We start from the raw sequence: 26,164 nt of genomic DNA, 5'->3' as shown, positions 1-26,164 counted from the left end.
CCCCGTCAAGATAGCCCGCCGGTGCGGGCGCGCAGCGCCGAGCGCACCAGCGGCACGACCGGCACCGCGCCGCTCTCGATCTCGGAGACCGGCACCCACGCGACCGCGTCCGTGGTGCCACCCACCTCGGTCACCAGCGGCCCCGGCTCTCCCACGACGGTGGCGGTGAAGACCATCCCGACCGCGTGCATCTCCTCGTCGCGGCCGGAGGGGGCCGTGCCGCGGATGCGCTCGTCGTCCACGGTGAGCACCTCGCCCACCTCGACGGCGACGCCGGTCTCCTCGCGCACCTCACGCACCACCGCGTCGCGTGGCGGCTCCCCGTGGTCGATGCCGCCGCCCGGCAGTGACCACAGCCCGGTGTGGAAGCCGCGGGGCGAGACGCGGGCCAGCAGCACTGCGCTGTCGCGCTCGACCAGCGCGTACGCCGCCACCCGCTGCAGCCGGAAGGTCTCGTGGGCCGACAGCGCCTCACGGACCAGCGAGACGGTGGGCACGGTCCCGTCGAGCACGTCGGCCAGGGGTTGCCAGGCCGCCTCGGCGGTCGACCCGTCGACCTCGACGACATGGGGCTCCGGCGCGTCGACCGGCACCCAGCCGTTGTACACGAGACGGATGCTGTGGGCGTTGACCCGGCGACCCTGGCGCCAGGTGTCGGGCAGGTACAGCGAGAACGTGTGCGCGGTCTCCCCGACGGTGACCGGCAGCCCGGTCTCCTCGTAGACCTCGCGGACGACAGCGTCCCGTGGGTCCTCACCGTGCTCGACGCCGCCGCCGGGGAGCGTCCACGTCTCACTGCGCGCCAGCTTCGGCGACAGCCGGCTGAGCAGGATCTGCCCCTCCCGCAGGACGACGGCGTACGCCGCTACCCGCTGGACCTGCTCGGAGCGGCGGCTCACGTGAACGGCGGTCGCGAGTCGCGCGCGAGCGAGCGGCGCCCGGCCCAGCGCCACACGCGCGCGGCGCGGTCGCGGTCCTCGTCGGTCACCAGGTTGCCCATCCAGCGCAGGGCCAGCGTCATCAGCCAGTCCGACCGCATGCCCGCCGGGCCGAGCGTGGGCAGCAGCCGCGGCACGGTCACCAGCCCGGCCAGGCGGCGCGCGATCGAGAACGACTCGCCGTAGTGCTCGCGCAGCAGCGCCGGCCACACGGTCGCAAGATCGTCGGTCTCCGTCATGACCTGGGCGACCAGGCGCCCGGTCTCGAGGCCGTAGTCGATGCCCTCCCCGTTGAGCGGGTTGACGCAGCCGGCTGCGTCGCCGATCAGCGCCCAGTTGGCTCCGGCCACCTGGGAGACCGCGCCGCCCATGGGCAGCAGCGCCGAGGTGGGCATCCGCAGCTCGCCGGAGAGCCCGAACTCCTCGCGGCGCTCGTCGGCGTAGAACGACATCAGAGGCTTGATCGCGACGTTGGCGGGCCGTTTGGCGGTGGCCAGCGTGCCCACGCCGATGTTCACCTCGCCGGTGCCCAGCGGGAAGATCCAGCCGTAGCCCGACAGGATCTCGCCGTCCTCGCCGCGCAGCTCGAGGTGAGAGCTGATCCACGGGTCGTCGGACATGGTGGAGCTGACGTAGGAGCGGCCCGCCACCCCGTAGACGGTGTCGCGGTGCCACTCGCGACCCAGCAGCTTGCCGAGGGGCGAGCGCACGCCGTCGGCGACGACGAGACGGCGGCAGGCGATCTCGAAGCGCTGCTCGCCGCGCTGGAACACCACGGCCGCGACCCGCGCACCCTCACGCCGTACGTCGACCGCACGGATGCCGTCGATGGCGGTCGCGCCGGACTTGATCGCCGTCGTGCGCAGGTGGTCGTCGAGCTCGGTGCGCGCCACCGCGCTCCCCCACGACGGCAGCGTGCCACCCGGCCACGGCAGCAGCAGGGTCTGGCCGAACCCGTGGGCGCGCAGCCCCTGGTTGACGGTGTGGGCGCGCAGCCAGTCCTCGAGGCCGAGCTTCTGCAGCTCGCCGATGGCGCGTGGCGTGAGGCCGTCGCCGCAGGTCTTGTCCCGGGGGAACACCGCCGCGTCGGCGAGCACCACGTCGGCGCCGCCGCGCGCCGCCCAGGCCGCAGCCGCCGACCCGGCGGGGCCGGCACCGACCACCAGGATGTCGGTCTGCGTCGGCGCCTGGGTCACGCCCCGATTCTCTCAGTTGCCCGCTCACACACCGAATCACCCCCTCGACACGTCAGCGCGATGCCGGTGAGGTAGACCGCGCGTGCCCCGCCGACCGGTGCCGTGGTGTCGAGGATCGTCGCGCTTAGCCGCGGTGTGCACCTGAGGTTCGCGAAGTGGTGCGCTGCCGGGTGCGAGACCCAGTAGAAGTCGGCGTACCCGAGGACGAGGTAGCGCAGCGAGTCGAGAGTCGAGAGCATTGTCCCGCGCCCGTGACTGCATCTCGACGCAGCAACGCCCGCCCACGCAAGCGTGGGCGGGCGTTGCTTTGCTCGATCTGGGTCCTGCCTTACCAGACCTAGGACTTCGTCCTAGTTCTGGTAGGACCCAAAGTCGAAGTCGTCGAGCGCGACGGCCTGACCGGAGCCCGCGTTGCCGAACTCGTAGTCGTAGGAGTCGTAGCCGGTGACGGAGTACGCCGCGGCGCGGGCCTCCTCGGTGGGCTCCACCCGGATGTTGCGGTACCGCTCGAGGCCGGTGCCGGCCGGGATCAGCTTGCCGATGATCACGTTCTCCTTCAGGCCGCGAAGCGAGTCGGAGCGACCGTGGATCGCCGCGTCGGTGAGGACGCGGGTGGTCTCCTGGAAGGAGGCCGCCGACAGCCACGACTCGGTGGCCAGCGAGGCCTTCGTGATGCCCATGAGCACCGGACGACCCGAGGCCGGCTTGCCGCCCTCGGAGACGACCCGACGGTTCTCCTCCTCGAAGCGCACCCGGTCGACCAGGTCGGAGGGGAGCAGGTTCGTCTCGCCCGACTCGATGACCGTGACCCGGCGCAGCATCTGCCGCACGATGATCTCGATGTGCTTGTCGTGGATCGACACGCCCTGGCTGCGGTAGACAGCCTGGACCTCGTCGACGAGGTGCTCCTGCGCCTTGCGGACGCCGAGGATGCGCAGCACGTCCTGAGGGTCCGGCGTACCGGACGTCAGGTGATGCCCGACCTCGATGTGCTGGCCGTCCTCGACGTTGAGGCGCGAGCGCTTCGAGACCGGGTACTCCTGCACCTCCGAGCCGTCGTCGGGGGTCACCAGGACCTTGCGGGTCTTGTCGGTGTCCTCGATCTCCACACGACCGGCGGACTCCGAGATCGGGGTCCGGCCCTTGGGCGAGCGGGCCTCGAAGAGCTCGACCACGCGGGGCAGACCCTGCGTGATGTCGTCGGCCGAGGCCACACCACCGGTGTGGAAGGTCCGCATGGTCAGCTGCGTGCCGGGCTCCCCGATCGACTGCGCGGCGATGATGCCGACCGCCTCGCCGATGTCGACCAGCTTGCCGGTGGCCAGGGAACGGCCGTAGCACTTGGCGCACGTGCCGGTCTTGGCGTCGCAGGTCAGCACGGAGCGGACCTTGACCGTCTCGATGCCGGCGGCCACGAGCTCGCCGATCTTGACGTCGCCCAGGTCGCCGCCCGCCTCGACCAGCACCTCGCCGGTCTCGGGGTGGGTGACCTCGCTGGACGCGGACCGGGCGTACGCCGCGGTCTCGGCGTTGTCGTCCTTGCGGACGACCCCGTCGGCGCCGCGGACGCCGATGACCTTGGGCAGGCCACGCTCGGTGCCGCAGTCGTCCTCACGGATGATGACGTCCTGCGACACGTCGACGAGACGACGCGTCAGGTAGCCCGAGTCCGCCGTGCGGAGCGCGGTGTCGGCCAGACCCTTGCGGGCACCGTGGGTCGAGATGAAGTACTCGAGCACCGACAGGCCCTCGCGGAAGTTGGCCTTGATCGGGCGCGGGATGATCTCGCCCTTCGGGTTGGCCACGAGACCGCGCATGGCGCCGACCTGACGAATCTGGTTCATGTTTCCGGACGCGCCCGAGTCGACCATCATGTAGATCGGGTTGGAGCGCTCGAACGTCGCCTCCATGGCGTCGCCGACCTCCTTGGAGGCCTCCGTCCAGATCTCGATGAGCTCCTGGCGGCGCTCGTCGTCGGTGACCAGACCGCGCTCGAACTGCTTCTGGACCTTGGCGGCCTGCTCCTCGAAGCGCGACAGGATCTCGATCTTGTTGACCGGCGTCGTGACGTCGTCGATGGAGACGGTGACACCCGAGCGGGTCGCCCAGGTGAAGCCGGTGTCCTTGAGGGCGTCGAGCGAGGCCGCGACCTCGACCTTGGTGTAGCGCTCGGCCAGGTCGTTGACGATCGCGCCCAGGGCCTTCTTGCCCACCTCGTAGTTCACGAAGGGGTAGTCGGCCGGGAGGGTGTCGTTGAACAGCGCGCGACCCAGGGTGGTCTCGAGGGTCAGCGTCTGACCCTCCTCCCAGTCCGGGCCGACCTCGAGGTCCAGCGGCGGCACGATGTCGTTGAAGCGGATCTTGACCTTGCTCTGCACCGAGATCTCGCCACGGTCGTAGGCCATGATCGCCTCGGCCGGGGAGGAGAAGGCACGGCCGGCGCCCGGCTCGTCCTCACGGTCGGTCGTCAGGAAGAACAGGCCGATGATCATGTCCTGGGTGGGCATGGTGACCGGACGGCCGTCCGACGGCTTGAGGATGTTGTTGGTCGAGAGCATCAGGATCCGCGCCTCGGCCTGGGCCTCGGCCGACAGCGGCAGGTGCACCGCCATCTGGTCACCGTCGAAGTCGGCGTTGAATGCCGTGCAGACGAGCGGGTGGATCTGGATGGCCTTGCCCTCGATCAGCTGGGGCTCGAAGGCCTGGATGCCGAGGCGGTGCAGCGTGGGCGCACGGTTGAGCAGCACGGGGTGCTCGGTGATGACCTCTTCGAGGACGTCCCACACGACCGGGCGGGCGCGCTCGACCATGCGCTTGGCCGACTTGATGTTCTGCGCGTGCGAGAGGTCCACGAGGCGCTTCATCACGAACGGCTTGAAGAGCTCGAGGGCCATCTGCTTGGGCAGACCGCACTGGTGCAGCTTGAGCTGCGGACCCGACACGATGACCGAACGACCCGAGTAGTCGACGCGCTTGCCGAGCAGGTTCTGACGGAACCGGCCCTGCTTGCCCTTGAGCATGTCGGACAGCGACTTGAGCGGGCGGTTGCCCGGCCCGGTCACGGGGCGGCCACGGCGACCGTTGTCGAACAGCGAGTCGACGGCCTCCTGCAGCATCCGCTTCTCGTTGTTGACGATGATCTCGGGCGCGCCGAGGTCCAGCAGCCGCTTGAGCCGGTTGTTGCGGTTGATCACGCGGCGGTAGAGGTCGTTCAGGTCGGAGGTCGCGAAGCGGCCACCGTCGAGCTGGACCATGGGCCGCAGGTCCGGCGGGATGACCGGAACGGCGTCCAGGACCATGCCCTGCGGCTTGTTGCCGGTCTTGCGGAAGGCGTCGACGACCTTGAGGCGCTTGAGGGCGCGGACCTTCTTCTGGCCCTTGCCGTTGGCGATGGTGTCGCGCAGCGACTCCACCTCGGCCTCGATGTCGAAGCTCTCGAGGCGCTTCTGGATCGCCGTGGCGCCCATGTGGCCCTCAAAGTACTTGCCGAACCAGTTCTTCATCTCGCGGTAGAGGAGCTCGTCACCCATGAGGTCTTGGACCTTGAGCGACTTGAAGGTGCTCCACACCTCGTCGAGCCGGTCGATCTCGCGCTGGGCGCGGTCGCGGACCTGCTTCATCTCGCGCTCGGCACCGTCGCGGACCTTGCGGCGCGCGTCGGCCTTAGCACCCTCGGCCTCGAGGGTGGCCATGTCCTCCTCGAGCTTCTTCATGCGGTCCTCGAGCGTGCTGTCGCGACGCTTCTCGAGGCGCTCGCGCTCGAGCTGGACCTTGCCCTCGAGCGAGGACAGGTCGCGGTGGCGGGCGTCCTCGTCGACGGCGGTGATCATGTAGGCGGCGAAGTAGATGACCTTCTCGAGGTCCTTCGGCGCCAGGTCGAGCAGGTAGCCGAGCCGCGAGGGGACGCCCTTGAAGTACCAGATGTGCGTCACGGGCGCGGCCAGCTCGATGTGGCCCATGCGCTCGCGGCGCACCTTGGAGCGGGTCACCTCGACGCCGCAGCGCTCGCAGATGATGCCCTTGAAGCGCACGCGCTTGTACTTGCCGCAGTAGCACTCCCAGTCCCGGGTGGGACCGAAGATCTTCTCGCAGAAGAGGCCGTCACGCTCGGGCTTGAGCGTGCGGTAGTTGATGGTCTCCGGCTTCTTGACCTCGCCGTGGCTCCACGTGCGGATGTCGTCCGCCGTGGCCAGGCCGATCTTGAGCTGGTCGAAGAAGTTCACGTCGAGCACGATGGCTGCAACCCTTCGTAGTACTTAAAAGTTAAAGAGAATGGGGGGCGGAGGCCGGCGCCCCTCGCGGTGGAGGGGCGCCGGCGACTCACACCTCTTCGACCGAGCTGGGCTCGCGGCGCGACAGGTCGATCCCGAGCTCCTCGGCGGCGCGGAAGACGTCCTCCTCCGCGTCACGGAGCTCGATCTGCGTGCCGTCCTGGCTGAGCACCTCGACGTTCAGGCAGAGCGACTGCATCTCCTTGACGAGCACCTTGAACGACTCGGGAATGCCGGAGTCGGGGATGTTCTCGCCCTTGACGATCGCCTCGTAGACCTTGACGCGACCGGGCACGTCGTCGGACTTGATCGTGAGCAGCTCCTGCAGGGCGTAGGCGGCGCCGTAGGCCTCCATCGCCCAGACCTCCATCTCGCCGAACCGCTGGCCACCGAACTGGGCCTTACCGCCCAGGGGCTGCTGCGTGATCATCGAGTAGGGGCCGGTGCTGCGCGCGTGGATCTTGTCGTCCACGAGGTGGTGCAGCTTGAGGATGTACATGTAGCCGACCGAGACGGGGTCCGCGAACGGCTCGCCGGAGCGGCCGTCGAACAGGTTCGCCTTGCCGGACTCGCCGATCATCCGCACACCGTCGCGGTTGGGCGTGGTGGCGCCCAGCAGGCCCGTGATCTCGTCCTCGCGGGCGCCGTCGAACACCGGCGTCGCCACCTTGGTGTTGGGGGCGGCCTTGTCCGCGTGGATCCTGATCAGGCGCTGCTTCCAGTCGGCGTCGGACTTGTCGTCCGCGAAGTCCAGGTCCCAGCCCTGCTTGGCGAGCCAGCCGAGGTGGAGCTCGAGGATCTGACCGATGTTCATCCGTCGCGGCACGCCGAGCGGGTTGAGGACCACGTCGACCGGGGTGCCGTCCTCCATGAACGGCATGTCCTCGATCGGCAGGATCTTCGCGATGACGCCCTTGTTGCCGTGGCGACCGGCGAGCTTGTCGCCCACCGAGATCTTGCGCTTCTGGGCGACGTAGACCCGCACCAGCTGGTTGACGCCCGGGGGCAGCTCGTCGCCGTCCTCGCGGTCGAAGACCCGCACGCCGATGACCGTGCCGGACTCACCGTGGGGCACCTTCATCGAGGTGTCGCGCACCTCGCGCGCCTTCTCGCCGAAGATCGCGCGGAGCAGGCGCTCCTCGGGGGTGAGCTCGGTCTCGCCCTTGGGCGTGACCTTGCCGACCAGGATGTCGCCCGTGGTGACCTCGGCGCCGATGCGGATGATCCCGCGCTCGTCGAGGTCGGCCAGCATCTCCTCGGAGACGTTGGGGATGTCGCGGGTGATCTCCTCGGGGCCCAGCTTGGTGTCCCGGGCGTCGACCTCGTGCTCCTCGATGTGGATCGAGGTGAGGACGTCCTCCTGCACCAGACGCTGGCTGAGGATGATCGCGTCCTCGTAGTTGTGACCCTGCCAGGGCATGAACGCGACGAGCAGGTTCGTGCCGAGCGCCATCTCGGCGTTGTCGGTGCACGGGCCGTCCGCGATCGGGGTGCCGACCTCGAGCTTGTCGCCCTCGGCCACCAGCGGACGCTGGTTGATGCAGGTGCCCTGGTTGGAGCGCTTGAACTTGGCCAGCTTGTACGTCGAGTACGTGCCGTCGTCGTTCATCGTCTCGATGACCTCGGCGGAGACGTCCTTGACCACACCGGCCTTGTCGGCCACGACCACGTCGCCGGCGTCGACCGCGGCGCGGTACTCGATGCCCGTGCCGACCAGGGGCGAGTCGCTCGTGATGAGCGGCACGGCCTGGCGCTGCATGTTGGCGCCCATGAGCGCGCGGTTGGCATCGTCGTGCTCGAGGAACGGGATCAGGGCGGTCGCGACCGACACCATCTGGCGCGGCGAGACGTCCATGTAGTCGACCTCGTCGGCCAGGATCTCCGAGACCTCACCGAAGCGCTGGCGGACCAGCACCCGCTCCTCGACGAACTTGCCGTTCTTGTCGAGCGCCGCGTTGGCCTGCGCGATGACGTAACGGTCCTCGTCGTCGGCGGTGAGGTAGTCGATCTTGTCGGTGACCTTGCCGTTCTCGACCTTGCGGTACGGCGTCTCGACGAAGCCGAACGGGTTGATCCGCCCGTAGGACGCGAGCGAGCCGATCAGGCCGATGTTGGGGCCTTCCGGGGTCTCGATCGGGCACATGCGGCCGTAGTGCGAGGGGTGGACGTCGCGGACCTCCATGCCGGCACGGTCACGAGACAGACCGCCGGGACCGAGCGCCGAGAGGCGCCGCTTGTGCGTCAGGCCGGAGATCGGGTTGGTCTGGTCCATGAACTGCGAGAGCTGCGAGGTGCCGAAGAACTCCTTCAGCGCCGCGACCACGGGGCGGATGTTGATCAGGGACTGCGGCGTGATCGCCTCGACGTCCTGCGTCGTCATCCGCTCGCGGACCACGCGCTCCATGCGGGCCAGGCCGGTGCGGAGCTGGTTCTGGATGAGCTCGCCGACCGTGCGCATGCGGCGGTTGCCGAAGTGGTCGATGTCGTCGGCGCCGATGTCGAGGGTGCCCTGGGGCGTCTCGAGCTGCTCACGGCCGTCGTGCAGCGCCACGATGTAGCGGATGGCGGCCACGACGTCGGCGATCGTCAGCGTCTGGTGGTCGAAGGCCTCGACCAGACCGAGCTTCTTGTTGATCTTGTAGCGACCGACCTTGGCGAGGTCGTAACGCTTGGGGTTGAAGTAGTAGTTCTTCAGCAGCGTCAGCGCGGCCTCGCGCGTGGGCGGCTCGCCCGGGCGCAGCTTGCGGTAGATGTCGAGCAGCGCGTCGTCGGGACCCTGGGTGTGGTCCTTCTCCTCGGTGAGCTGGATCGACTCGTACTGGCGCAGCTCGGCCATGACGGCGTCGTAGTCGTACTCCTCGCCGATGTCCTCGGCGACGGCCTGGAGGGCCTTGAGCAGGACCGTGATGTTCTGCTTGCGCTTGCGGTCCAGGCGGACGCCGACCAGGTCGCGCTTGTCGATCTCGAACTCGAGCCACGCGCCGCGCGAGGGGATCAGCTTGGCGGTGTAGATGTCCTTGTCGGACGTCTTGTCGGCGGTGCGCTCGAAGTAGACGCCCGGCGAGCGGACGAGCTGCGAGACGACGACGCGCTCGGTGCCGTTGATGACGAAGGTGCCCTTGGGCGTCATGAGCGGGAAGTCGCCCATGAAGACCGTCTGGCCCTTGATCTCGCCGGTGTCGTTGTTGGTGAACTCCGCCGACACGTAGAGCGGAGCGGAGTAGGTGAAGTCCTTCTCCTTGCACTCGTCGACGGTGTACTTGGGGTCGTAGAAGACCGGGTTCTCGAAGGCGAGGGACATCGTCTCGGAGAAGTCCTCGATCGGCGAGATCTCCTCGAAGATCTCGGTGAGGCCGGACTTGGCGGAGACGTCCTCGCCCTCGGCGCGTCGGCGCTCGACGACGGCGTCCCACTTCTCGTTGCCGATCAGCCAGTCGAAGGCGTCGGTCTGAAGTGAGAGGAGCTGAGGAACCTCGAGAGGCTCTTCGATCTTTGCGAAAGAGATGCGGCGGGAGTTACCGGAAGTGCTGCGCGCGGCCAAGAGTTGTCCTTCGACGTGTCGCTGTGTGAGAGACGCGCCCACCCACCACAGGCTCAACCACCGGGCAGGATGACAAGTATTTGAGGGCAGGCGCAATGCGCCACGATACACTAAACGAGGGCACACAACAACCTCTGCATGCACCGCAACGATGAGCGTCGCCGAGGATCATGCGCTCCCGCGGTCCTCAGGTCAAGCACCACCGCCGCGCGCCTGTCGATTCGCTCCCCCCAGGGGCTACCGCTGGGTCAGGTTGGTCGTGAAGTCGTCGACCAGCCACTCGCCATCGGCGAGCACCATCCGCAGGGTGACCTGGTTGCGGTACGTGCGCGCTCCCTGCGCGTTGGTGGTCGGCATGTTGACGTAGAGCAGGACGTCGACCCGGTCCTCGCTGGACCTGACGACGCCGTCGGCGAGCGGCTCCTCGACGCGCACGACGGTCTTGGTCTGGGGTGCGTTGTCCTTGATCACCTGCATGGTGTCGTCGTAGTCCTTGCGGACGCGCGGCGTCATGTAGGAGCCGGCGGTCGCGGCGTCCTCGTCCAGCGTGCGGTAGTCGTAGGACAGGACCGGGACGACCGCCGCGCGGGCGGCAGCGCGCGCGGCGTCCTCGTCGACGGGCGCGGGTCGGGTCCACGCGTAGACGCTGGCGGCGACCAGCGCCAGCGCCACGACGGCCAGCACGGCGGTGAGCCAGAGCCGCGCGCCCGCCCTCCGGTCGTCGCCCGACCGCTCGCCCTCGGGCTCCGCGGTGTCCTGCGGCCCATCCTCAGGCAGCTTCTCCGCCTCTGTGTCGGCTCGGACGTCCGGCGCCGCGCCGGCAGCCTCCTCGTGGCCCTCGTGAGCCTGGTCTTCGTCCTGCGGGAGGGTGGCGTCGTACGCCGCCCGCCGCTCGGGGTCCAGGAGCACGGCCCCGGCCTCGTTGTAGACGCGGAAGCGGCGATCGTCGGGCTCCAGGTCGGCGATGGCCGACCTCCAGGCGGCCCGGATCTCCTCGGTCGTGGCGTCGCGGTCCACGTCCAGCAGGTCGTACCAGTTCGGGGTCACGGCGCCGCCTCCTGCTCGGGCTCACCGGTGAGGTCCTTGAAGTCGTCGACCAGCCAGTCGCCCTCGATCCTCTTCAGCGACACCTCGTAGCGGAACGGGATGGCGTCGGTCGCGATCCGCTTGTCGGCGTTCTTGGGGTCGGGGTAGGAGGTGGTGAACGACCCCGCCACCAGGACCTGCGCGGAGTCGGAGTCGATGCTGGAGGTCGCGTAGGAGAACACCTCGGCCACGCGCGCGACGCCGGCTTGCGCGACGGTCGCCTCCGCGAGGCCCGCCTGCTCCTCGAAGCCGGCTCCGAACTTGGGGGTCATCACCTCGGTGACCAGCTTGCGGTACTCCGGCATGGCGTTCTTCTCGTCCAGGAGCTGGGGGCCGTAGGTGTGCACCCGGAGCACGAACTGCTGGGCCTGCGACATCGCCTTCTCGCGCTCCGCCACGAGGGGGTCGTCGGCGCCGAACAAGGCGGACACCCGACCACCCAGGGAGGCGCCCTCGGGCGCACGGGAGCCGGTCACCAGCAAGACCGCGAAGGAGGCGAGGCACCCCACGATGACCAGCACCAGGACGGGGACCAGCGCGCGATCGAGCGCCTGGCGAGGCGTCGAGTGGCGGTCCGGCGGACGGTTCTCGCTGCTGTCGGTCACCGGCGAGATGACGTCAGCGGCTGAAGGTAGAGCCACTTCCACGAATCCTCTCCGAGGGCCGGCGGAGCCACGCTACCGCTCCCCTCAGGCTGGGCGGCCCGCGAGCCCCACTCGAGCTCGCCGGTCTCCTGATCGAAGGTGGCCACGACCCGGTTGAGGTTCTGGGAGCCGCGGGCGTTGCTCTTGCTCGCCGGCTCGGCGCACCGGGCGTTCTCGTTCATCGGCAGGTCGTCGCGGTCCTGTGGCGTTCGCCGCTCAGTGCCCTCATAGCCTTCGTGGCACACCGGCGTGTTGGTGAGGATCAGGCCGAAGTGGGCGTCGTAGAGCCCCGAGGGCGACTTGGAGACGACAGTGAAGCCGCCCTCGACCACGTAGGGGTAGACCACCAGCACATGGGCGATCCCGTTGAGGTGCTTGACGACGACCTCACCGGTGGTGAGCACGTTGTTGATCAGGCTGCCGAGCTCGACCTCGTTCTCCTCGAGGAACGACCTCAGCTCGGCCGCCGTGGCGGAGCCGTCCTCGATCAGCTGGCGCAGGTCAGCGTCGGACGCGGCGAGGGTGCCGCTGAAGCGCGAGAGCTCGCGCGCGAAGTTGCGAAGGGCGCTCTCCGAGCGCAGCTGGCCGCGCAGCACGACGTTGCTGTCCTCGATCAGCCGGCTGGTCACGTCGAAGTTCTCGTTGGCGACCTCGATGAACGAGGTGCCGGAGTCGATGATCCGCTGCAGGTCCTGCCCTGCACCCGAGAAGGCCAGCCCGAACTCGTCCACGGTCGTGCGCAGGTCGTCGGTGTCGACAGAGGCGACGGTGTTCGACAGGTTCGTGAGCAGCTGGTTGGTCGAGATCGGCAGCCGGGTGTCGGCCTCGTCGATCTCGGAGTCCCCCTCCAGGTACGGGCCGTCGTCGACCTTCGGCTGCAGCTCGACGTACTGCTCCCCCACGGCGGAACGGTTGCCGACGACGGCCAGGGTCTCGGCGGGGATCTCGTCGAAGTCGTTCTCGATGCCGAGGTGCACGTCGACGCCCTGGTCGGTGAGCACGAGCTTGTCGACCCGCCCGACCTTGACGCCGCGGTAGTTCACCTCGCCACCGGCGAAGATCCCTCCGGACTCCGGGAAGTGCGCCACGACGGTGTAGCTGTCGTCGACCACGAGGCGGTCCAGCTTGGCGTAGCGCGCGCCGACATAGGTCACGCCGAGGAGCGTGATGATCACGAAGACCAGCAGCTGGGCCTTGGTGCGCCGGGTGATCATCGGACCACCAGTCCCGGGACGAGCAGGGAGACGAGCGCCGGGTCGTAGTGCTCCATGAGCTGTCCCATCGTCGGTCCGCGGGCGGCGCCGCCCTCGGGGTCGAAGCCCGGGCGCCCCAGACCGCCGAGACCGCCGGGCAGGCCCGGGAGCTCGGGGAGGCCGGGGAGCTCGGGGAGGCCGGGGATGCTCGGGATGCCGCCACCGCCACCGCCACCGCCACCGCCGGGGCACAGGCCCGGGATCGGGACCTGCTTGCACACGGCCTGGACGACCGATCCCGGAAGGGCGGCGCAGTTCTGCACCGTGGGGTTCTGCAGGCACTGCTGGATCGCCGCGTTGGCGTCGGCGCAGAGCTCCTCCAGATCCGGGAGGGGGCCGGTGTCGGGCAGGTCCCCCAGAGGCGTGCACGGAAGGCCGGGCACGGGGATGCCGGGGACCTCCCCCGTCAGGTCGATGTCGAGGGTGATGGACAGGTTGGTGTAGTCGCCCATGTGCAGGTTGCGCGCGACCTGCGGGTCGCGCCCCACGACCTCGTCGACGAACGGGTACGTCAGGAAGACGTTGAACGCCTTGACGAAGTCGTCGCCGGAGTTGGCCAGCTGCGTCAGCACCGGCTGGAGCTGGCGGATCGAGTCGACCGTGGCCTCCTTCGACGAGCGGATGACATCCACTCCCACGTCTCCGAGCCGGTTGAGCGCCTGGAGCATCTTCACCAGGTCGCCGCGCTGCTTGTCGAGCGAGGTGACGGCGCTCGGCAGCTCGGCGAGCGCGGAGTTGATGGCGCCCTTCTGCCGGTCGGCGGAGATCGAGAGCCGGTTGAGCGACTCGATCGCGTCCACGATGTTGTCCTTGTTGGTCGCGAGCTGACCCATCAGCTCGTCGACCTGGGTGAGGACCGACCGGGCGCTGTCCTCGCGGCCCTCCAGGGCGAGGTTGAGCTCCTGGGTGATCGTGTTGAGCTGGGCCACCCCGCCGCCGTTGAGCAGCAGGCTGAGGGCACCGAGGACCTCCTCGACCTCCGGGTTGCGACCGGAGCGCTCCAGCGGGATCACGTCGCCGGTGGAGAGCTGGCCGCTGCCGCCGCCCTCGGGCGGCTTGAGGGAGACGAACTTCTCGCCGAGCAGGCTGGTCTGGCGGATCTCGGCGATCGGCTGGTCCGGGAGCTCGGTGTCGTTGCGCAGCTCGATCGTCACCTTGGCCACCTCGCCGGCGAGCTCCACCTCGGTGACCTGACCGACGGAGACGTCGTTGACCTTGACCGTGGACTGCGGCACCAGGTCGAGGACGTCGGCGAACATCACCTGGACGACGATCGCGTCGTCCCCGGCGCTCGTGCCGCCGGGCAGGGGGAGGTCGTAGACGTCGAAGTCGCACGCGGTCAGCAGCAGGCTGCCGAAGACGAGCGCGACCAGCAGCCGCAGCCGGCCCCTCACTGGTCCACCTTCACGAGACCGCCCAGGGTGGGGTCGAAGGCGGCACCGTAACCGGTGCCGGTCCCAGCGCCGAACGGGGCGTTGCGCGGTAGGGGCAGCCCCTCGATCAGGTCGCACAGCTCCCCGTCGGGGTCCGCCTCGCCGATGAGGCTGCAGAGCAGCAGCGTGGGGTTGTTGGTGATCTCGTGCACGAGGTTGCCGATGTTGGCGTTGGTGTCGAGAGTGCCGGCGTCGGGGTTGTAGGTGAGCGCCAGGTTGTTCAGCGCCAGCGGGGCGAGCTTGAGCGTCTCATCGAGGGCGGCCCGCTGCTTGACCAGCACCTTCGCGACCCGGTTGACCTTCTTGATGTTGCGCCCCAGCACGGTCCGGTTGTCGCGCACGAAAGTGCCGACCTCCCCCAGCGCGACGGACAGGTTGCGCAGTGAGGCCGCCAGCTCCTGACGCTCGCCGGACAGCATCGTCGACACCGAGCTCAAGGAGCTGTTGAAGCTCTGGACCGTGGCGTCGTTGTCGGCCAGGGTCTCGATGAAGTTGCCGAGCCGCTCCGCGGAGCCGAACAGCTCCTCCTTGTTGTTGTCCAGGGTGGAGGTGAGGGTGCTGAAGTCCTCGATGGTCTGGTTGAGCTGCTCGCCCTGGCCTCCGAAGTTCTCGGCGGTGACCTCCAGCAGGTCGCTCAGCGACCCCTGGGCGTTGGCGCCGTCCGGGCCCAGGGCGACGGTGAGCCGGTCCAGGCTCGAGTAGATCTGGTCCAGCTCCAGCGGCACCGCCGTACGCTCCCCCTCGAGCACGCTGTCGTCGGCCAACACCTCGCCCTCGGTGTAGACGGGGGTCAGCTGGATGTAGCGATCGCCGACGATCGAGGGAGCGACGATGACGGCGCGCGCATCGGCAGGGACCTTGACCTTCGCGTCGTAGGCCATCGTGACCTCGACGTCGGTGCCCGACGGCTTGACGCTCTCGACCCGGCCGATCGGGACCCCCAGGACGCGCACCTCGCTGCCCTCGTAGACCGAGATCGTGCGCGGGAAGTGGGCGACCAGTCGCTTCTGGTCGTCCCCGCCGGTCATGGCGAGAACGGCGGCAGCCACGAGGACGAGCACGACCAGGGGGACGAGGTACTTCTTGAGTGCGGTCACAGCGACGGGGTCCCGACGGGAGGCAGGTTCTGGATGTAGGTGTCGAACCACGGCCCGCTCCCGAGGGTGTTGGCGAACACCCGGTAGAAGGGCGCCATCAGCCGCAGGCTGTTGTCGAGGTTGTCCTCGTTCTTGTTGAGCACGTCGACCACCTCCTCGAGCTTCTGCAGCGCGGGCTTGAGGTCCTGGCGGGTCTGCTGCACCAGCAGGGTCAGCTCCTTCGAGAGCGTCGAGGTCGAGACCAGCAGGTCGTGCACGGCCTCCCGCCGGGCCACGAGCGCCCGGAAGAGGACGTCGGAGTCGCGCATCAGCCCGACGATGTCCTGGTCACGCTCGTCCAGGACCGTCGAGACCCGGTCGAGGTTCTGCAGCAGCGTGTTGATCTGGGCGTCGCGCGAGGCGACCGTGCGCGACAGCGCGGAGACGCCGTCGAGGGCGGTGCGGAACTCCTCCGGGGTGTTGCGGGTGAGGTCGGCCAGCGTGCTCAGCGAGGCAGCCAGCTGGTCGGTGTCGATGTCGGAGGAGGTCTCCGCGAGACCCGAGAAGGCCTCGACCACGTCGTACGGCGAGCTCGTGCGCTCCACCGGGATCTCGCTGCCGTCGTCGAGTTGGCCCTTCCCCGCCGGCTCGAGCGCCAGGAACATCGCGCCCAGCAGCGTCTTGACCTTGATCGCCGCGCCCGTCTGGTTGCCGAAGTGGGAGTCGGTCTTCACCCGGAACGTGACCCGGACGTGGTCACCGGCGAGCTCGACCGCCTCCACCTTCCCGACGCGGACGCCGGCGATGCGAACCTCGTCGTTGGCCTTGAGTCCGCCCGCCTCGGCGAAGGAGGCGTAGTAGGTGTCACCGCCGCCGATCAGCGGCAGGTCCTGGGCCCGGAAGGCGGCGACCAGCATCAGCACCAGGACGGTGATGCTGACGGCCCCGATGACGACCGGGTTGCGTTCGCGGAAGGGCTTCATCCGAGATCACACCTCGCGGCTGCGGTGTCGTAGTCGAGCTGGAGTGGGGCGATGCCCGGCAGACGGACCTGGCCCCGGAAGTTGCAGAGGTAGAAGTTGAACCACGACCCGTAGATCGCGGTGCGGCCGACCTTCTCCAGCTTGATCGGCAGCACCTGCAGGGCCCGATCCAGCTCGCCCTTGTTGCGGGCCACGTTGGTGGCGAAGCGGCGCAGCTGCTTGATGTCCTGGACGAACGGCGGGCGGACGTCCTCCACCAGGCCCGCGGTCTCGACCGAGAGCGCCGAGATCTGGTCGAGGGAGTCCAGGATCGCGTCGCGGTCCTGGTTGAGGCCGGAGACGAACACCCGGAAGGTCTTGATCAGGTCGGTCAGCTGGTCGTCGCGGTCGGCGAGGTTGTCGAGCACCAGATTCAGGTTGGTGATCAGGTCGCCGATGACCTGGTCGCGCGCCGCCAACGTCGTGGTGATGGTGGCCGTGTTGCCCAGAAGGCTCTCGAGCGTCCCACCCTCGCCCTGGAAGACCTGGACGATCTCGTAGGACAGCTTGTTGACGTCGTCGGGCGAGAGCGCCTCGAACAGCGGCTTGAACCCGTTGAACAGCACGGTGAGGTCCAGGGCGGGCGAGGTGCGATCCACGGGGATCGTGTCGCCCTCGTCGAGCACCGCGTCGTTCCCGACCTGCTGGGTCAGCGAGATGTAGCGCTGGCCGACGAGGTTTCGGTACTTGATCTGGGCGTGGGTGGACTCGGTGAGGCGGGTCTCGTCCTCGACCGTGAACGACACCCGCGCCCGCGTCCGGTCGATGATCTCGACGTCCTTGACGGTGCCGACCTTGACCCCGGCGATGCGGATGTCGTCGCCCTTGACCACGCCGGTCGCGTCGACGAACACCGCGCGGTAGTCGCGCGAGCCCCCGAACGAGAGGTTGCCGATGGTGATCACGAGGACGCCGGTCGCCAGCGTCGTGACGACCATGAAGACCAGGAGCTTGACCAGGTCACCGGTGGTGCGCTTGTCGAGGCGGGGCATCAGCGCAGGCTCACTTCCGCGCCGCGCGCCATCGGCGCGACGAGCAGGACGCTGAGGTCGGACACCTCGGAGGCAGGGACTCCGAAGCCGGGGCCGATCAGCTCCTTGAGCAGGTCGGACTCCTCGACGCTGCCCGGTTCGCCGGCCCCGTCGAAGAAGTAGCCGGGCGATACGCGCGAGGTGCCCTTGCCGGTGGGCTCGTCGACCCCGTCGTCGAGGTCCGGCTGGTTGCGCAACGGGTTGGCCTGGCTCCAGGGCGGGTTGGGCAGGCTCAGGCAGTCGGGGCCGCGGTCCTCGGCGATCCGCGGCTTGTCCTGCGGTCCGTAGGCACGCGGCTGGCGCGGCAGCGTCTCCAGCACGATGTGCAGCGTGAAACCGCGGAACGCCTCCGCCTGGAGCTTGCCGGCCTTGACGATGCCGGAGGTCAGGCAGGGGAACACCTTGGCGTACCTGGCCAGCACCCGCAGCTGCTGGGAGCCCACGTCGGCGAGCCGCGTGATGTTGTCGCCGTTCTCGGCGAGGAAGCCCCGCGCGGTGTCGGAGAAGGACGCCACCTCCGTGAAGAGCGCGTTGAGCTGGGGGGCGCGGTCCTCGAGCGTGCCGGTGGTGGTGACGGTGTCCTCCAGGATCTGGGCCACCTCGGGCAGCACGTCGCTGTAGACGTCGGAGACCTGCGCGGTCAGCCGCAGGTCCTCCACGAGGCCGGGGATCTGCGGGTTGAGCCGCTTGAGGTAGGCATCGACGGTCTCGAGGTTCTCGCCGATCAGCTCGCCTCGGCCCTCGAGGGCAGTGGCGACGGCGTTGAGCGTCATGTTGAGCTCGGCGGGCTGTACGGCGCGCAGCAGCGGGTAGAGGTCGGACAGCACCTGCTCGACCTCGGTGCTGACCGCGGTGCGGTCGATGACGGCGTCGGTGCGCAGCCGGCCCTCGGGGCCGCTGTCCGGGATCTCCAGGCTGACGTACTTCTCACCGAAGAGCGTCTTCGGCACGATCGAGCCGGTGACGTTGGCGGGGATGGTGTCCATCTTCTCCGGGAAGATGCCCAAGGTGAGCTCCGCGCCGTCCGCGCGGGTCCGGGTCTCCAGCACCTCGCCCACGATGACCCCGCGGATCTTGACGTCGGCCCGGCTGGGCAGCTGCAGGCCGATCGAGGAGGTCTCGAGCCGGACCTCCTCGTAGTCGACGAACTTCTTGGTGAACACCGCGTAGGTCGCATAGACGCCGAAGACCAGCAGCGCCAGGAAGGCGACGCCCAGGACCTTGTGGTTGCCGAGGATCCTCATGCCCTCACCCCGCCAGTCTCACGGTGGTGGTGGTGCCCCAGATGGCCATGGACAGGAACAGGTCGAGGACGTTGATGGCGACGATGCTCGTGCGGACGGCTCGGCCCACGGCCACGCCGACGCCCGCCGGCCCGCCGGAGGCGTTGTAGCCGTGGTAGCAGTGGATCAGGATCACGACGACGGCGAAGACCAGCACCTTGCCGAAGGACCACAGCACGTCGCCCGGTGGCAGGAACTGGTTGAAGTAGTAGTCGTAGGTCCCCGAGCTCTGACCGTAGAACTGGGTGACGATCAGCCGGCTCGCGAAGTACGACGACAGCAGCCCCACGACGTACAGCGGAATGATCGCGATCAGGCCGCCGACGACCCGCGTGGCGACGAGGAACGGCATCGAGGGGATGGCCATCGTCTCAAGGGCGTCGACCTCCTCGGAGATGCGCATGGCGCCGAGCTGGGCCGTGAATCCACAGCCGACCGTGGCTGCCAGTGCGATGCCCGCGACGAGCGGGGCGATCTCTCGCGTGTTGAAGTAGGCGGACACGAAGCCGGAGAACGCCGCGGTGCCGAGCTGGTTGAGGGCGGCGTACCCGGAGAGACCCACCTGCGCACCGGTGAAGAACGTCATGCCGGCGATGACGCCGACGGTCCCGCCGATGACGGCGAGCGACCCGGAGCCGAGGGTGACCTCGGCCAGGATCCGCATGATCTCCTTGGGGTAGCGCTTGACCGAGCGGGGGATCGCACGGAGCACGCCGAGGTAGAACGCGAGCTGGCCACCCAGCTCGTTCAGGGAGCCGAGGGGCTTCTCGTAGACCGCCTTCATGTTCGCCATGTCAACCCGTCTTCGGTGGGATGACTTGGAGGTAGATCGTGCTCATGACGAAGTTGACGACGAACAGCAGCAGGAACGTGATGACCACGGACTCGTTGACCGCGTCGCCCACGCCCTTGGGCCCGCCGCCGGCGTTCATCCCCTTGTAGGCGGCCACGATCGCGGCGATGAACCCGAAGACCAGCGCCTTGAGCAGGCCGACCCACAGGTCCGGCAGCTGGGCGAGCGCGGTGAAGCTGGCGAGGTAGGCACCTGGGGTGCCGTCCTGCAGGACCACGTTGAACACGTAGCCGCCGGCGACGCCGACGACGCTGACCAGGCCGTTGAGGAAGAACGCCACCATCATGCAGGCGAGGACGCGGGGGACGACGAGCCGCTGGATCGGGTCGATGCCCAGCACCATCATGGCGTCGAGCTCCTCGCGGATCTTGCGCGCCCCGAGGTCGGCGGCGATGGCCGACCCGCCGGCACCTGCGATGAGCAGTGCCGTCGCGATGGGCCCGGCCTGCTGGATCACCGCCAGGACCGACGCCGATCCCGTGAAGGACTGGGCACCGAACTGCTTGATCAGGCCGCCGACCTGCAGCGCGATGACCGCGCCGAAGGGAATGGCGACCAGTGCCGTCGGAATGATGGTGACCGAGGCGATGAACCAGGCCTGCTGCAGGAACTCGCGCAGCTGGAAGGGTCGCCGGAACAGCGCCCGTCCGACGTCGAGACCGAAGGCGAAGAGCTGGCCCGCGGTGCCGACCGGGGCGAGTACCCGGGTCGCGGTGGATGCCACGAGGTGGTCGTCTCCCTCAGGTCCCGATAGCCATGGACATGTTCGGCTCGAACGAGCCGGGGGGCGGCGTCACGCCGTTGTCCCGGCACCAGGCTCCGGGCTCGCGCTGGCTGCGCCGGGGGATGCCGTTGGACGGCTCCTGCTGCATCGGGATCGGCGGCAGCGGCGGCAGCTCCTGGCCCTCCTCCGCCGCGAGCTCGTCGGCGTCCTTCTCCTCCGACATGCCGATCGGCCCGACGCGCTGGGCGTTGAGGAACTGGCGTACGACCGGCTCCTCGGAGCTGAGCAGCATCTCGCGCGGGCCGAACATGGCGAGGTGCTTGTGGTAGAGCAGGCCGATGTTGTCGGGCACCGTGCGGGCGGTGTTGATGTCGTGGGTGACGATCAGGAAGGTCGCGTCGATCTGTGCGTTGAGGTCGATGATCAGCTGGTTGAGGAACGACGTGCGGACCGGGTCCAGCCCGGAGTCCGGCTCGTCGAAGAGCACGATCTCGGGATCCAGGACGAGTGCGCGGGCCAGGCCGGCGCGCTTGCGCATGCCCCCCGAGATCTCGCCCGGCAGCTTGTCCTCGGCCCCGAGCAGTCCGACCAGGTCCATCTTCTCCATGACGATGTCGCGGATCTCGGACTCGGACTTCTTCGTGTGCTCGCGCAGCGGGAAGGCGACGTTGTCGTAGAGGTTCATCGAGCCGAACATGGCGCCGTCCTGGAACAGCACGCCGAAGAGCTTGCGGATCTCGTAGAGCTCCTTCTCCGAGCAGGTCGCGATGTCGGTGCCCTCGATGACGATCGAGCCCTTGTCGGGCTTGAGGAGGCCGATCAGGGTCTTCAGGAAGACCGACTTGCCGGTGCCGGAGGGGCCGAGCATCACGCAGATCTCCCCGGCGGGGATGGTGAGGGTCACGTCGCCCCAGATCAGCTGCTTGCCGAAGGACTTGGTGAGGTCCTCGACCTTGATCTCCACGCCCATGTCGTCTCTCTTCCCCTCGGACCGAGTCGGCCCGTCCCCAGATGGAGCGCGTCAGTGCACACACGGACCCACTCGTGAGTAACAACGGTGTTCCCGCGGTGAGGTTACGCGGCTTTGTGCTCCTCGTCACGCCGGTGGTGCACTACCCCCGGGCTCACCTGGGCAAACGGCGGAGCCCGCAGGTTGAGGCGGGAGGCTGCCCCCGAAGCACGCCAGTCTCGATGCTGGGAAAGCGCGAAGGGCGGCCACCCCCGGAGGGATGGCCGCCCATCGTGGCGGTGCAGTCGCTCGGCGGGGGCTGGTGTCAGCCCCCGGCGAACGGGTGGATCACTTCAGGGTGACGGTGGCCCCGGCGCCCTCGAGCGCCTCCTTGGCCTTGTCCGCGGTGGCCTTGTCGACCTTCTCGACGACGGCCTTCGGCGCGGCCTCGACCAGCTCCTTGGCCTCCTTCAGGCCGAGGGAGGTCAGGGCGCGCACCTCCTTGATGACGTTGATCTTCTTGTCGCCGGCAGCCTCGAGGATGACGTCGAACTCGTCCTGAGCAACAGCCTCCTCGCCACCGCCGGCAGCGCCGGCAGCAGGGGCGGCCGCAACCGCGACGGGAGCAGCGGCGGTCACGCCGAAGGTCTCCTCGAACTGCTTCACGAACTCCGAGAGCTCGATGAGGGTCATTTCCTTGAACGCGTCGAGCAGCTCGTCGGTGCTGAGCTTCGCCATGGTGGCGGTTCCTTCCATTCGGTGGCCCGCCGGTGTTGGCGGCGAGCCTGGTTTCAGGTGGTGGGGTACCGAGGTCCTGGGTCAGGACTCGGTGGCTTCGCCCTCATCGGAGGTGTCGGCCTCGGCGGGAGCCTCGTCGGCCGCGGGGGCCTCGTCGGTCTCGGCCGGAGCCTCGGCCTCGTCTGCGGGGGCCTCGTCGGCAGCGGCTGCCTCCGGGGCCTCCTCGGCGGCGACCGGAGTACCGGCACCACCTGCGAGGATCGAGGGGTCCTGCTCGGCCTTCGCCTGGAGCGCACCGGCGAGCCGGGCGGCCTGGGCGAGCGGGGCGTTGAGCAGGTAGACGGCCTGGCTGAGGGAGGCGAGCATCGCGCCCGCCATCTTGCTCAGGAGCACCTCGCGCGACTCGAGGTCGGCGAGCTTGCCGATCTCCTTCGCGTCGAGGATGTTGCCGTCCAGGACCCCGCCCTTGATGACCAGGGTGGGGTTGGCCTTGGCAAAGTCACGCAGACCCTTGGCCGCCTCGACGACGTCACCGCTGATGAAGGCGATGGCGGTCGGGCCGGTCAACAGGTCGTCGAAGCCGGAGATGCCCACCTGGTTGGCGGCGATCTTGGCCAGCGTGTTCTTGACCACGGCGTAGTTGGCGTTCTCACCGAGGGAGCGGCGCAGGTCCTGCAGCTCCTTGACGGTCAGACCGCGGTACTCGGTCAGCACGGCACCGGCGGCGTCGTTGAACGAGTCAACGATCTCCGCGACGGCGGCGTCTCTATCTGCCCGCGCCATGGGTCTCCTTCCGGACTGGGAGACCACCGCGCCGGGTCCGCCGAAATGACGGACGCCCTGAGCGCAGATGCTCAGGGCGTGGACTTCACGGCGAGCCGCGGGTCTTGCTCTGTCACCTGCGCAGGCCGTCCACATCGCTGCGGAACCTTCGGTCTGGCTGCTGATGCAGCCGGACAACCGGCGGTCTCTGGATTCAGGTACGAACTCTACGGCCTGAGGGAGGCGGCACCAAATCGGGCTCGGTGGGCGTGCGCACGTACGAGCGCCGCGCTGCGCCGAGTCGCTCCCGGGTCAGGACGGCAGCACCCGACGCGAGCGGGCAGGCACCGGTCCTGCCCACATGATGCGGCCCCGCCTGAGCGGCGCCTGTCCCCCTGTCCCAGTGTTTGTAACACCGCCGAGAAGAACGGTGACGAGCAGTAAACAGGCCGTAAACCGGGGCGAAGACGGCCGATTTCGCTTCTAACCTCGCCGCATGTCCAGCACTTCTCAGCCCCTGGTGGCCTTCCGCCAGGTGGGGCGCACCTTTGAGTCCGTCGAGGCGCTCGCCCCTACCGACCTCAGCGTCTCCCGCGGGGAGCTCGTGTCGATCATCGGCCCGTCCGGCTGCGGCAAGTCGACGCTCCTGCGCCTGGCGTCGGGCCTGGACAAGCCGACATCGGGCGACATCCAGTTCGCCACCGACAGCGTCGGCTACGTCTTCCAGGACGCCACGCTGATGCCGTGGCGGACGGTACGCCGCAACGTCGGGCTGCTGGCCGAGCTCCAAGGCATGAGCAAGGCCGGCATCCGCGCGGCGGTCGATCGCGCGCTGGCGACCGTCGGGCTCACCGACTTCGCCGACCACCTCCCTCACCAGCTCTCCGGGGGCATGCGGATGCGGACCAGCGTGGCCCGCTCGCTGGTGCTCGACCCCGAGGTCTTCCTCTTCGACGAGCCGTTCGGCGCCCTCGACGAGATCACCCGCGGCCGACTCAACCTGGTCCTGATGGACCTCTTCCTCGACCGCTCGTTCGCGGGGCTCTTCGTGACCCACTCGGTCGAGGAGGCGGTCTTCCTGTCCACCCGGGTGGTCGTGATGTCGGCTCGGCCCGGCCGAATCGTCGAGGAGTTCCACGTGCCCTTCGAGTTCCCCCGATCCCTCGACCTGCGCTACACGCTGGAGTTCGCCGAGCTCGCCGGCAAGGTCGCCAAGTGCCTGGAGGCGGCCGCGTGAACCGCTCGGTCAAGAAGGTCCTCGTCGCGGTCGTGCCGCCCCTGGCCGTCTTCGCGGTGATGCTCGGGATCTGGTACTTCGTCAGCTACCAGGTGCTGGCCGAGGACGAGAAGTTCCTGCTGCCGCCGCCGCACGACGTACTCACCGAGGGCTTCCTCGACTCCGAGATCCGCGCCGACATGCTCGATGCCCTGTGGGTCACCGCCCAGGCGGCGCTCATCGGCCTGGCGATCTCGGTCGGCATCGGGCTCCTCCTGGCCGTCGCGATGGTCCAGGCCCGCTGGATCGAGCGGTCCCTCTATCCCTACGCGATCCTGCTGCAGACCGTCCCGATCCTCGCGATCGTGCCGGTCATCGGCTTCTGGTTCGGCTTCGAGATGTTCGCCCGGGTCGTGGTCTGCGTGATCATCAGCCTCTTCCCGCTCATCATCAACCCGCTTCAGGGCATGCTCGGCGCCGACCGCGGCCTGCACGACCTCTTCACGCTCGGCGGGGCCGACTCCTTCACCCGCCTCGTGAAGCTCCAGTTCCCTTCCGCCCTGCCCGACGTCTTCGTCGGTCTGCAGACCGCGGCCGGCCTGGCCGTCGTGGGGGCGACCGTGGGCGACTTCTTCTTCGGTCGCGGGCAGACCGGGCTGGGCCTGCTCCTCCAGCGCTACAGCTCACGGCTCCAGTCCGCCGAGATGCTCGCCACCGTCATCGTCGCCTGCCTGCTGGGCATCGCGGCCTTCTGCATCTTCGGCGCACTCGGACGCCGGATCGTCGGAAAGTGGTCCCCCGCGTGGGGGGCCCGCTGACGGCGCCCGACCGACAGTCCCGCCACATCCGCCCGCCACCCCACCTCGAAGGAACCCACCATGACAACATCAGGCATCCGACGGTCCATGGCCGTCGGCTCCACCCTGCTCGTCGGCTCCCTGGTCCTGACCGCCTGCGGCTCGGACGAGGAGCCGACCGCCACCACCACCGGTGAGGGAGTCCTCGCCGAGGTCTGTCCCGAGACCGTGGTGATCCAGGCCGACTGGGAGCCCGAGGCAGAGCACGGCGGCATCTACAAGCTCATCGGCGACGACTACACGATCGACGCCGACGCCAAGTCGGTCACCGGCCCGCTCATCGTCGACGGCGAGGACAGCGGCGTGAACATCGAGATCCGCATCGGCGGCACCTCCGTCGGATTCCAGTCCGCCCAGTCCCTGATCTATCAGGACCGCGACATCATGTTCGGCTACGGCCGCGTGGGCGAGTACATGGCCACGCAGGCCGACACCCCGGTCATCGGCGTCCTGGCCTCGATGGCGATCAGCCCGTACGCCGTCTACTGGGACGAGGAGACCTACCCCGAGGTCGAGACGATCGCGGACCTCAAGGGCACGGGCGCCCCCATCTCGGTCGGCTCGTCCGAGGACGTCTGGGTCGACTACCTCGTCGGCACCGGGGTCATCGACGAGGACCAGGTCGACCGCAGCGACCAGAACAAGCCGGCCGCGTTCGTGAGCGCGAAGGGCGAGCTCGCCGAGGCGGGCTTCCTCACGGCCGAGCCCTTCATGTACGAGGAGGAGATCCCGGAGTGGGGCAAGCCCGTCAAGGGCCAGCTGATCCACGACACCGGCTTCCCCGAGTACTTCCAGGCGCTGACCGTCAGCACGGCGACGTACGAGAAGGAGGCCGACTGCCTCAAGGAGATCGTGCCGATCATGCAGCAGGCGCAGGTCGACTACATCAACGACGCGTCGGCGACCAACGAGCTGGTCGTGGAGCTCGTCAAGGAGTACGACACCGGGTGGGTCTACAGCCTGGAAGGCGGCGAGTACGCCCACAAGACGGGCGTCGAGCTGGGGGTGCTCGGCGACAGCGAGGACGGCGTCATGGGCACGTTCGACCTCGAGCGGGTCCAGACCCTCATCGACATCGTCGACGAGTACGGCAAGGGCGACGTCTCCGACGCCACGCCCGAGACGCTGGTGACCAACGAGTTCATCGACACCTCGATCAGCGCCGGGTGAGCGCCTCGTGACCACCAGCCTCCCGACGGAGTCCCGCGCGGCCGACCAGGCCGCGCGGGGCTCCCCCCCACCCACCACCCCCCAGACCGCCACCCAGGCCGCGCCGCTCCCCCAGGCCCGC

The 26,164-nt window shown here is 68.8% G+C and carries 20 protein-coding genes; 3 read left to right on the top strand and 17 right to left on the bottom strand.

Annotated elements, in window-relative coordinates; genetic code table 11:
• Positions 1–5 precede the first annotated feature (5 nt).
• The 17 genes from LRP67_RS05815 to rplJ all read right to left on the bottom strand — a co-directional run bounded on the left by LRP67_RS05815 (position 6) and on the right by rplJ (position 22,821).
• Positions 6–899 carry an NUDIX domain-containing protein gene (locus tag LRP67_RS05815; RefSeq protein ID WP_231269245.1) on the bottom strand — a complete coding sequence of 298 codons (894 nt, stop codon included), beginning with the start codon at positions 897–899 and terminating at the stop codon, positions 6–8.
• The gene (locus LRP67_RS05810) at positions 896–2,134 is read right to left on the bottom strand and encodes a geranylgeranyl reductase family protein (protein WP_231269244.1); all 1,239 of its coding nucleotides are present in this window, start codon (positions 2,132–2,134) and stop codon (positions 896–898) included. Before LRP67_RS05810 ends, LRP67_RS05815 begins: the two co-directional genes overlap by 4 nt.
• 350 nt (positions 2,135–2,484) lie before the next feature.
• On the bottom strand, positions 2,485–6,366 hold the full coding sequence (locus LRP67_RS05805) for a DNA-directed RNA polymerase subunit beta' (RefSeq protein WP_231269243.1): 3,882 nt from the start codon (positions 6,364–6,366) through the stop codon (positions 2,485–2,487).
• An 88-nt stretch (positions 6,367–6,454) separates the two neighbouring features.
• Positions 6,455–9,946, bottom strand: a complete 3,492-nt coding sequence (locus tag LRP67_RS05800) for a DNA-directed RNA polymerase subunit beta (RefSeq protein WP_231269242.1) — start codon at positions 9,944–9,946, stop codon at positions 6,455–6,457.
• A gap of 237 nt (positions 9,947–10,183) precedes the next feature.
• Positions 10,184–10,993 (bottom strand): J domain-containing protein, encoded by an 810-nt coding sequence (locus tag LRP67_RS05795; RefSeq protein WP_231269241.1) that lies wholly within the window; start codon positions 10,991–10,993, stop codon positions 10,184–10,186.
• Positions 10,990–11,637: a hypothetical protein gene (locus LRP67_RS05790; RefSeq protein ID WP_231269240.1), complete on the bottom strand. Its 648-nt coding sequence runs from the start codon at positions 11,635–11,637 to the stop codon at positions 10,990–10,992. The genes LRP67_RS05795 and LRP67_RS05790 overlap by 4 nt, the downstream gene beginning before the upstream one ends.
• On the bottom strand, positions 11,634–12,890 hold the full coding sequence (locus tag LRP67_RS05785) for an MCE family protein (RefSeq protein ID WP_231269239.1): 1,257 nt from the start codon (positions 12,888–12,890) through the stop codon (positions 11,634–11,636). Before LRP67_RS05785 ends, LRP67_RS05790 begins: the two co-directional genes overlap by 4 nt.
• Positions 12,887–14,323, bottom strand: coding sequence for an MCE family protein (locus LRP67_RS05780; RefSeq protein WP_231269238.1), 1,437 nt, complete (start codon positions 14,321–14,323; stop codon positions 12,887–12,889). Before LRP67_RS05780 ends, LRP67_RS05785 begins: the two co-directional genes overlap by 4 nt.
• Entirely contained in the window at positions 14,320–15,459 is a 1,140-nt protein-coding gene (locus LRP67_RS05775; RefSeq protein WP_231269237.1) for an MCE family protein, read from the bottom strand. The genes LRP67_RS05780 and LRP67_RS05775 overlap by 4 nt, the downstream gene beginning before the upstream one ends.
• Complete coding sequence (locus LRP67_RS05770; protein WP_231269236.1) at positions 15,456–16,421, bottom strand: MCE family protein; 966 nt, start codon at positions 16,419–16,421, stop codon at positions 15,456–15,458. The genes LRP67_RS05775 and LRP67_RS05770 overlap by 4 nt, the downstream gene beginning before the upstream one ends.
• Positions 16,418–17,452 (bottom strand): MCE family protein, encoded by a 1,035-nt coding sequence (locus tag LRP67_RS05765; protein ID WP_231269235.1) that lies wholly within the window; start codon positions 17,450–17,452, stop codon positions 16,418–16,420. Before LRP67_RS05765 ends, LRP67_RS05770 begins: the two co-directional genes overlap by 4 nt.
• The gene (locus LRP67_RS05760) at positions 17,452–18,735 is read right to left on the bottom strand and encodes an MCE family protein (protein ID WP_231269234.1); all 1,284 of its coding nucleotides are present in this window, start codon (positions 18,733–18,735) and stop codon (positions 17,452–17,454) included. The genes LRP67_RS05765 and LRP67_RS05760 overlap by 1 nt, the downstream gene beginning before the upstream one ends.
• Before the next feature lie 4 nt (positions 18,736–18,739).
• Positions 18,740–19,567, bottom strand: coding sequence for an ABC transporter permease (locus LRP67_RS05755; RefSeq protein ID WP_231269233.1), 828 nt, complete (start codon positions 19,565–19,567; stop codon positions 18,740–18,742).
• Position 19,568: 1 nt separating this feature from the next.
• On the bottom strand, positions 19,569–20,351 hold the full coding sequence (locus LRP67_RS05750) for an ABC transporter permease (protein WP_231241531.1): 783 nt from the start codon (positions 20,349–20,351) through the stop codon (positions 19,569–19,571).
• 16 nt (positions 20,352–20,367) lie between these two features.
• Entirely contained in the window at positions 20,368–21,321 is a 954-nt protein-coding gene (locus tag LRP67_RS05745; RefSeq protein ID WP_231269232.1) for an ABC transporter ATP-binding protein, read from the bottom strand.
• A gap of 327 nt (positions 21,322–21,648) precedes the next feature.
• Positions 21,649–22,038 carry a 50S ribosomal protein L7/L12 gene (gene rplL / locus LRP67_RS05740; RefSeq protein ID WP_231269231.1) on the bottom strand — a complete coding sequence of 130 codons (390 nt, stop codon included), beginning with the start codon at positions 22,036–22,038 and terminating at the stop codon, positions 21,649–21,651.
• Between the two features lie 81 nt (positions 22,039–22,119).
• Positions 22,120–22,821 carry a 50S ribosomal protein L10 gene (gene rplJ, locus LRP67_RS05735; protein WP_231269230.1) on the bottom strand — a complete coding sequence of 234 codons (702 nt, stop codon included), beginning with the start codon at positions 22,819–22,821 and terminating at the stop codon, positions 22,120–22,122.
• A gap of 475 nt (positions 22,822–23,296) precedes the next feature.
• Between rplJ and LRP67_RS05730 the strand changes: the two genes are divergently transcribed.
• The 3 genes from LRP67_RS05730 to LRP67_RS05720 are packed head-to-tail and all read left to right on the top strand — an operon-like array spanning position 23,297 to position 26,043.
• Complete coding sequence (locus LRP67_RS05730) at positions 23,297–24,037, top strand: ABC transporter ATP-binding protein (protein WP_231269229.1); 741 nt, start codon at positions 23,297–23,299, stop codon at positions 24,035–24,037.
• Positions 24,034–24,834, top strand: a complete 801-nt coding sequence (locus tag LRP67_RS05725) for an ABC transporter permease (protein ID WP_231269228.1) — start codon at positions 24,034–24,036, stop codon at positions 24,832–24,834. The genes LRP67_RS05730 and LRP67_RS05725 overlap by 4 nt, the downstream gene beginning before the upstream one ends.
• Positions 24,835–24,894: 60 nt before the next feature.
• Entirely contained in the window at positions 24,895–26,043 is a 1,149-nt protein-coding gene (locus tag LRP67_RS05720; RefSeq protein ID WP_231269227.1) for an ABC transporter substrate-binding protein, read from the top strand.
• Positions 26,044–26,164: the final 121 nt, after the last annotated feature.

Source organism: Nocardioides sp. cx-169 (assembly GCF_021083605.1).
Taxonomy (GTDB): domain Bacteria; phylum Actinomycetota; class Actinomycetes; order Propionibacteriales; family Nocardioidaceae; genus Nocardioides.
The sequence above is the reverse complement of the archived record's forward strand: the minus strand, read 5'-3'. Positions and strand labels throughout refer to the sequence as shown.

What these genes read in the sequence shown, in the direction of transcription:
- LRP67_RS05785 (WP_231269239.1), bottom strand. Translation starts at nt 12,890, where the DNA reads ATGATCACCCGGCGCACCAAGGCCCAGCTGCTGGTCTTCGTGATCATC.
- LRP67_RS05770 (WP_231269236.1), bottom strand. Translation starts at nt 16,421, where the DNA reads ATGAAGCCCTTCCGCGAACGCAACCCGGTCGTCATCGGGGCCGTCAGC.
- LRP67_RS05765 (WP_231269235.1), bottom strand. Translation starts at nt 17,452, where the DNA reads ATGCCCCGCCTCGACAAGCGCACCACCGGTGACCTGGTCAAGCTCCTG.
- LRP67_RS05760 (WP_231269234.1), bottom strand. Translation starts at nt 18,735, where the DNA reads ATGAGGATCCTCGGCAACCACAAGGTCCTGGGCGTCGCCTTCCTGGCG.
- LRP67_RS05755 (WP_231269233.1), bottom strand. Translation starts at nt 19,567, where the DNA reads ATGGCGAACATGAAGGCGGTCTACGAGAAGCCCCTCGGCTCCCTGAAC.
- LRP67_RS05745 (WP_231269232.1), bottom strand. Translation starts at nt 21,321, where the DNA reads ATGGGCGTGGAGATCAAGGTCGAGGACCTCACCAAGTCCTTCGGCAAG.
- rplL (WP_231269231.1), bottom strand. Translation starts at nt 22,038, where the DNA reads ATGGCGAAGCTCAGCACCGACGAGCTGCTCGACGCGTTCAAGGAAATG.
- rplJ (WP_231269230.1), bottom strand. Translation starts at nt 22,821, where the DNA reads ATGGCGCGGGCAGATAGAGACGCCGCCGTCGCGGAGATCGTTGACTCG.
- LRP67_RS05730 (WP_231269229.1), top strand. Translation starts at nt 23,297, where the DNA reads ATGTCCAGCACTTCTCAGCCCCTGGTGGCCTTCCGCCAGGTGGGGCGC.
- LRP67_RS05720 (WP_231269227.1), top strand. Translation starts at nt 24,895, where the DNA reads ATGACAACATCAGGCATCCGACGGTCCATGGCCGTCGGCTCCACCCTG.